Origin of the sequence: Rhodohalobacter sp. 614A, from assembly GCF_021462415.1 — a bacterium.
GTDB lineage: Bacteria > Bacteroidota > Rhodothermia > Balneolales > Balneolaceae > Rhodohalobacter.
Genome location: NZ_JAKEDS010000005.1, coordinates 149,314 through 156,248 on the forward strand (window position 1 = coordinate 149,314; position 6,935 = coordinate 156,248).

Here is a 6,935-nt window from a genome sequence, read left to right on the forward strand (position 1 = left end):
GTCTAAAACTCGACCAATTCTTCTATCTTTTCAGCGATTTTCCCGGCATCTGGCAAGACCGAATTCATCAAATCAACATTATATGGAACAGGAATATCCGGAAAGGCAAGGCGCTGAACGGGAGCGTCCAGATATTTGAAAAGTTCATCTGAAATGGTGGCGCTAATTTCGGCCCCAAATCCTGCCGTGCGGTTGTCTTCATGAACTATCAGACAGCGATTTGTTTTCTTCACAGACTCAAAGATCATCTTTTTATCCCACGGAATAATGGAACGTAAATCAATGATTTCAACTGACGTATCCAATTCTTCAGCAGCTTCCTCGCAACGTTCGCACATTGCACCCCAAGTGATAATTGTAATCTCCGAGCCATCTTTCAGCTTTTTGGCTTGGCCAATCGGTACAACAAAATCATCCCCCGGATAAGGTTTTCGGGAATATTTGGAATCCAACAAGTTTCGGTGTTCAAAGAAAATTGTGGAATTGTTACTTCTCATAGCTGACCGAAGTAATCCAGCCGCATCTTCTGCATTGGCAGGTACAACAACCTGCCACCCAATCATTTTTGCAAAAAATGCCTCGTTCGATTCACTGTGCCAGGGATCTCCACACTTTGCAAAACCGCCCGGCATTCGTACCACCATCGGCGCGGCAAACTTGTTGGCCGTTCGCCAGCGTATAGTCCCCGTATTTTTAAGTTGCTCTGTGGCCGGATCGGCATACTTGCGAAATTGAATTTCTGCAACAGGCATAAAACCGGCATATGCCAATCCAACAGCACGTCCAATGATTCCCTCTTCGGATAAACTCGTATCAAAAACCCGTTGATTTCCGAATTTTGTTTGAAGTCCGGATGTAACGGCGTGAACTCCGCCTTTTGCTCCAACATCCTCTCCAAAAACCAAGATCTTCTCATTGATTTCGAGTTCATGTTCTAACGTTCTCCGTATAGATTCCACAACGTTAATTCGTTGTTTTTCGGATTTTGGTTCCATTGAACTTTCCGGAAATTCATACCCGGAACTGTATAATCCACCTATTTTCTGAACTTCCATTCCGTCATTATAAAGAGCTTCAGTCAGATTTTTAGATTCCGGTTCTGAACGATTCCATGCTTCTTCAGCCGCTTTGTCAACCTCATTCTTTATCTCACTCTCCAGATTATTCCACTCTTTTTCAGATATCATCCCCTTCAATACGAACTCCTTCAATTTTTTGAGAGGATCATTATTAATCTCTTGCTGCAGGAGTGCATCATCCTTATAAGCTTGATTGTCCTGAAAAGAATGTCCATTCAACCTGGGAACAGTTAATCTCAAGAGTGCGGGGCCGTTATGTGCACGGACATATTCCGTCGCTTGCTTAATTAATCCGGAAGTTTCTTCGGGTTCTGTTCCGCTACCTTTTAAAATTTTCAGATTTTTGAATGAATACAGATTATTGGCAATGTTTCCGCCCGGTGTTTGAAAATTACTTTTCACCGAAATTCCATATCCGTTATCCTCAACAAAAAAGAGAACCGGTAAATTGAGTGTCGTTGCCATCGTCAAAGCTGACCAAAATCCATTTGTGGCGACCGATCCATCTCCTCCCAAAATCACAGAAATTGCCCCGTTATATTCTTCCTTTTGATAAGCTTGAGACAACAGCTGAATGGCTTGCGCATAACCGGCTCCCGGCGTGTATTGTGATCCCACATCTCCGGCCATCGGCAATACGGTTGGCCCTTTTTCATTGGGGAGATTACAAACTGTACCGATGTCACGTCCTTCGCTATATCCGCCTGATTTAGCCATATTGGACGCGATGGCATCCTCCGCGGTTAAACCCAATGTTAATAGTAAGGGACGAGAACGATAATATGCACTTACCATATCTTTGGGATTGGTCAGATTCATCCCAAGCAGAATTTGAGCCAGCTCATGGCCTTTTGAAGAAAATTGATAGAGAATTTTTTTCTCCGGTGTCAGCTCGTTCTCTTCTTTTTCATCAATGTTTCTGGAAAGCAACATGAGACGGGCTACCTGCTTCCAATCGATATCAATATGTAGTTCTTGCTTACGATTCATTCAGGCAAAGCTTTATTTTTATAACGAAACGTGAACAATATTCATGACAATTTCCATCATTATTTCTCTATTGAATGATTTGTGCACTATTTTGTTCTTTTAACTTGTAAAAAGCATTCACTCGATTAAACTTTTCAATATGTCTAAACACATACTTATTACAGGAGCAAGCAGAGGCATCGGCTTGGAAACAACGAAGTTTTTAGTGAATAAAGATTGTACAGTTACGGCAATTGCCCGATCTGAAGACAAGCTGGATCAACTGCGAGCCTATGCACCGGAACAAATCTTTACTTTAGTGCTTGATATTACTGATGCTGATTCAGCAGATGCTATTCAAAATCATCTGGAAGATCATCAACTATCTATCGACGGATTTATTCACAACGCAGGTTTGCTCATCAACAAACCTTTTTTGGAACAGACAAATAATGATTGGGAAAAACAGCTCGCTGTAAATCTGATGGCACCGATTATGCTTACAAAAAAACTGATACATAATTTTAATAAAGACTCTCACATTGTCAATATAGGCAGTATGGGGGGATTTCAGGGCAGCGAGAAATTTCCCGGTTTGAGTGCATACAGTACATCCAAGGGTGCTTTAGCAATTTTGACCGAATGCCTTGCTCTTGAACTCTCTGAATACGGAATCAAAGCGAATTGTTTGTGTTTGGGAGCCGTTCAAACCGAAATGCTGGAGACTGCATTTCCCGGCATAGATGCTCCTGTAAACCCTGTGGAGATGGGGCGATTTGTTGGAGATTTTACGTTAAATGGCGGTACATTTATGAACGGGAAAATATTACCTGTTTCCTTACACAATCCTGAGTAATCAAAAATCTATTTTTTAACAGAACGATTAAATATTCTATAATATGAAACGGTTTATTCTTTCAATTGCACTATTGGGTATCGTCTTTTTTAACTCGTATTCATCCAGCAAGGCACAGTCAATTGAACTGATTGGCGGCAATTTATTAAACGGAGCCGTTACAGGATCTATTCTTGGTGTAGCTACAATGGGACTTCAGAATAGCAATGATTTTGCACCACTTCGAATTGGATTGGGAGCCGGAATTGTGGGTGGAACCGCCATAGCCATTTATGATGTTTCAACGTTGCCTAAAGGACAACAATTTTTTATTTCAGGGCTTTTTAATGACGGCACCAATTCGTCAATCATCATTCTTTTGGACACACTTTATGGAGCGACAGTTGGCGCCGCTTTGGGATCGGCCATTATGTTAATCGGTAACCAATCACTTCTTGACGGCCTGCAATATGGCTCGAGCATAGGCGCCTTTGCGGGATTTGGCTTGGGATTGGTCGACAGCTTTGTACTGGCTCAGAAAAACAATGATTTTGTAGCCAACCAATTATCTGATAAGTCCTCCCTTTTTGAGCTTGAAGATGGAGACCGATCACTGTCATTCATTCAGCCTGATCTTTTCGGATTCACAGAAATATCAGAAAACTCATTGAGCTACAAAATGACCCCGGCCGTTACCCTGTTTTCATTTCAGAAAATGTTCTAAAATCATTCTCTGACTTTTGCAGTCGCCAGGCTTTTCAGAAGCTCTTTTACAGTATTCACATGACCCGATAGAGAAGGGTTGATTCCATCGCTGAGGAAGTACCAGGCTTCAGGAGGATTACCCATTCGGTGGCCCAAAGGATCCACGATATAGCCCTTTTTGCCTGTAATCACTTCCCGAACACTTGCCAGATCTCTGTCATCGATATCAAAATCGAAATATTCCATTTCATCCAGAAGGCCCGGAATAATGGCAGTTGGCGTAATCCAGACTGGCGGGTTTTCTGTAACGGTACCGATGGCATCCTCAATCATTGAAAGATTTTCCCATGATTCTGATAAGGGGATAAGCGTTCGGTTTTTCATAAATGAAGGTCTTATTGCATCAAATGTGCCAAGGTTCACAATAACCCAATCAGGCTCATGTGAAAGTACATCCCGGTTCATTCGTCGAAGAGCTTCAGACGTTGTGTTGTAGGATAAACCAGCATTTATAAACGTAAAATTGGCGCCCTCAACCGTAATGTCCAGAACGTTTTTAAAGATCTCGAACCAGCCCTGCAGATCGTCTGTAGAGGAGTCGCCAAAAGCCACAATTGTATCATTTTTTTCAAATGGAATCTGATCAACCCATTCGATAACATCCTCTTCTTTTAAAAGTTCGAGGGCGGATTCTTTGGCATTTTCAGCAAAAAGTTTTCTCAATTTCTGGAGTTCTTCCACACTTAATCCCATCAATCCCGCAACTGATTCTTTATTCTCAATGCCGGGAAGAAGTGGAAAATGCTTCTCTAAATTTAAAAACTGGAGTAAATATTTTTCCAGGGCTTCTTTTTCTTTCTCAGTTGCTTTGTGCTCTGTCATCTATATTTTTTTGATAGTTTTCTTGTCAATTTTGGCAGACCGACAGCCGCTGTTTGTTTTATGTGCTTCCAATCATCGGTCAAGTGTATTTCAGTTTTGGAGGGATCCACTAAAAATTTTGGGATATCATCCTCCACATAATGGACCAAACTTGCTGCGGGATAAACTGCCAATGATGTTCCAACAACGATAAACATGTCAGCATTCATAACCGCCTCCGCAGCTATTTCGATCATAGGAACCGGTTCGCCAAACCAAACAACATTCGGTCTTAACTGGGTTCCGTCAGAAGCTTTATCTCCAAGCCTGATTGGTGCTGTTCCAATCTCAGTAATCAAATCCGGATCATTGTCACTTCTTGCTTCACTTAACAATCCATGCAAATGAAGAACATTGGTGGAGCCGGCTCGTTCATGAAGATTGTCAATATTCTGCGTGATAACTGTTACGGTAAATTCATCTTCAAGACTGGCTATTGCAAAATGACCGGAATTTGGTTCGGCTTTAGCAAGTTGCTCTCTCCTCTTGTTATAGAACTCGAGTACTTTTTCTTTATCGCGATGCCACCCTTCTATGGAAGCTACCTCGGTAATATCATAGCCTTCCCATAATCCACCCGCACCTCTGAATGTCGCCAAACCACTGTCTGCACTAATTCCTGCACCCGAAAGTACAACAATATGAGGCACGGTGTTTATTATTTTGATTTCACAAATTCCAGCCAGGAACTATCATCGCCATAATGGTCGATAATTGCAGCGGATTCAGCGAAAGAATATGTGGAGAAAAGTGAATGAATTTCGGACTTAACAACCTTTAAGCTGTTGGATATCATATCACTGTTAAATCCGCTTTCGCCCAATTTGATCGTCATTTCCATCGAAACCATTCTTCCTAACGCCCGGCCAAGCTGAACCAGTTTTCGCTGAGCCATTTTGAAATCCACTTCAAAATTCAACATGTCTTTAAAATGCTCAGCGGCGTTTTCGGTCAAAGAGTAATCCTTCAAAAATTTGTATAAATTGGTCTCTTTCGATTTCCTCATCATCTTGAGAATTGATTCAGAAATCTGCTGATAAAGAATATCATTTGAGCCTTCAAAAATCTGGAACGGTCGGCTGTCTACAACAGCCCGGCCAGCTATGTGATCCAATCTATATCCTTTAGCTCCAACCAATTGTAACAGAGACTGGGATGCTTCCTGCATATAATCAGTGACTACACTTTTAATTGAATTCGCTGCTACGTCCATGCGAGAGGTATTTTTATCCAACGGCACATTGGTACTTGTAAAATAGCTCATAGCCGAACTGATGGTAAAGTAAGACTGTAATTTGGCAAGTCTTTCTTTTACCTGATCATATTTAAATAAACTCATCCCCCCTACAATCCGGGTTCTGCAATGCTCCAGAGCTTCATCCAACATACGTTTCAGATGTCCCGTACTCATACCGGGAAATTGTAACCGGCTTCTATGCAGGATGTCCAGCATCATGGTCACACCAGTGGTTTGTGGCTCCAGCCGGTGGGATTGAGGCACCTCAATATTGATTTTATTTTTCCCATAGGGAAGCATATATAAACCAAGATTCTTGTAATACTCCTGGACGTCAATTCCGCCATTGGAACTATCATGAATAAAAAATCCAATGTCACGGCTCAATTCACCGTTTTTATCAACTTCTCTTGCAGTAATCAACCAATAATCAGCCCAGCCGGTTAATCCTGCCCAATGCTTGAGGCCGTCAATTTTATAGGATTTACTATTCTCCTGATATTGAAAACCCGTTTGCATACGCAAAGCATCTGAGCCAAAATCGGGTTCGGTTATCATCAACCCGCCCATATTCTTTCTATGAAGAAACTCTTTAAAAATAGTTGATTTGGCCTTTTCTGAACCATAATTAGCCAATGGCTGTAAAAAGAGGGCCCCGTTGATACCCATCATCAAAGACAGTGGTAGTGATTGATATGAGGAAGCTTCCAGCATTGAGAGAGCCTCGCTGGTAATTGCTCCACGGCCATTATATTCTTCCGGGATAAATGTGGAAAGAGGGTTACACTCCATCACTTCACGTAACAAATAGGGAGGAATTCCACGATTTGTTAACAATTCATTTTCGTTATTTCTCTCGCAAAAAAGCTCATTCAGCTTATTTCGATAGTGTTCGATGAAAGAGTGTATGTCTTTTCTGATATTCAAGGATTTAGCTATGTCAAAACTCAATGGACTCGGCATTTATTGATGGTAATATAGTAAGCTAATAATATAAAGAATATCCATCATTTTATCATTCCATCCTATATATGAATAATGAATATGTATAAAGAGGTGTAATTGTGCACTTTATAAAAAAAGCCTCTGAGCGCAGGGCGATCAGAGGCTTAGGGGAAAAAAGGGATGAGGCAACGACCTACTCTACCCCGCAAGGGAGTACCATCGGCGCTGCGGAGCTTAACGGCCG

At 41.6% G+C, this 6,935-nt stretch carries 6 protein-coding genes; 2 read left to right on the top strand and 4 right to left on the bottom strand.

The window, feature by feature from the left end; genetic code table 11:
* Positions 1-2: 2 nt before the first annotated feature.
* Positions 3-2,069: an alpha-ketoacid dehydrogenase subunit alpha/beta gene (locus L0B18_RS18635; RefSeq protein ID WP_234573457.1), complete on the bottom strand. Its 2,067-nt coding sequence runs from the start codon at positions 2,067-2,069 to the stop codon at positions 3-5.
* Between the two features lie 139 nt (positions 2,070-2,208).
* On the opposite strand from L0B18_RS18635, the gene L0B18_RS18640 reads away from it, so the two are divergent.
* Both L0B18_RS18640 and L0B18_RS18645 read left to right on the top strand, forming a co-directional pair.
* Positions 2,209-2,904, top strand: a complete 696-nt coding sequence (locus tag L0B18_RS18640; protein ID WP_234573458.1) for an SDR family NAD(P)-dependent oxidoreductase — start codon at positions 2,209-2,211, stop codon at positions 2,902-2,904.
* Positions 2,905-2,947: 43 nt separating this feature from the next.
* The gene (locus L0B18_RS18645) at positions 2,948-3,607 is read left to right on the top strand and encodes a hypothetical protein (protein WP_234573459.1); all 660 of its coding nucleotides are present in this window, start codon (positions 2,948-2,950) and stop codon (positions 3,605-3,607) included.
* Between the two features lie 2 nt (positions 3,608-3,609).
* Here L0B18_RS18645 and L0B18_RS18650 read toward each other — a convergent pair whose 3' ends face one another.
* From L0B18_RS18650 to L0B18_RS18660, 3 genes are read right to left on the bottom strand one after another with little or no spacing between them, the layout of a single operon-like run.
* Positions 3,610-4,470: an SGNH/GDSL hydrolase family protein gene (locus L0B18_RS18650; protein WP_234573460.1), complete on the bottom strand. Its 861-nt coding sequence runs from the start codon at positions 4,468-4,470 to the stop codon at positions 3,610-3,612.
* Positions 4,467-5,159 (bottom strand): Sir2 family NAD-dependent protein deacetylase, encoded by a 693-nt coding sequence (locus L0B18_RS18655; protein ID WP_234573461.1) that lies wholly within the window; start codon positions 5,157-5,159, stop codon positions 4,467-4,469. Before L0B18_RS18655 ends, L0B18_RS18650 begins: the two co-directional genes overlap by 4 nt.
* Positions 5,160-5,167: 8 nt before the next feature.
* Positions 5,168-6,697 carry an acyl-CoA dehydrogenase family protein gene (locus L0B18_RS18660; RefSeq protein WP_234573462.1) on the bottom strand — a complete coding sequence of 510 codons (1,530 nt, stop codon included), beginning with the start codon at positions 6,695-6,697 and terminating at the stop codon, positions 5,168-5,170.
* Positions 6,698-6,935: the final 238 nt, after the last annotated feature.

Bases quoted from the DNA above. Each gene is read 5' to 3' on its own strand.
- L0B18_RS18640 (WP_234573458.1), top strand. From the start codon at position 2,209: ATGTCTAAACACATACTTATTACAGGAGCAAGCAGAGGCATCGGCTTG.
- L0B18_RS18635 (WP_234573457.1), bottom strand. From the start codon at position 2,069: ATGAATCGTAAGCAAGAACTACATATTGATATCGATTGGAAGCAGGTA.
- L0B18_RS18645 (WP_234573459.1), top strand. From the start codon at position 2,948: ATGAAACGGTTTATTCTTTCAATTGCACTATTGGGTATCGTCTTTTTT.
- L0B18_RS18650 (WP_234573460.1), bottom strand. From the start codon at position 4,470: ATGACAGAGCACAAAGCAACTGAGAAAGAAAAAGAAGCCCTGGAAAAA.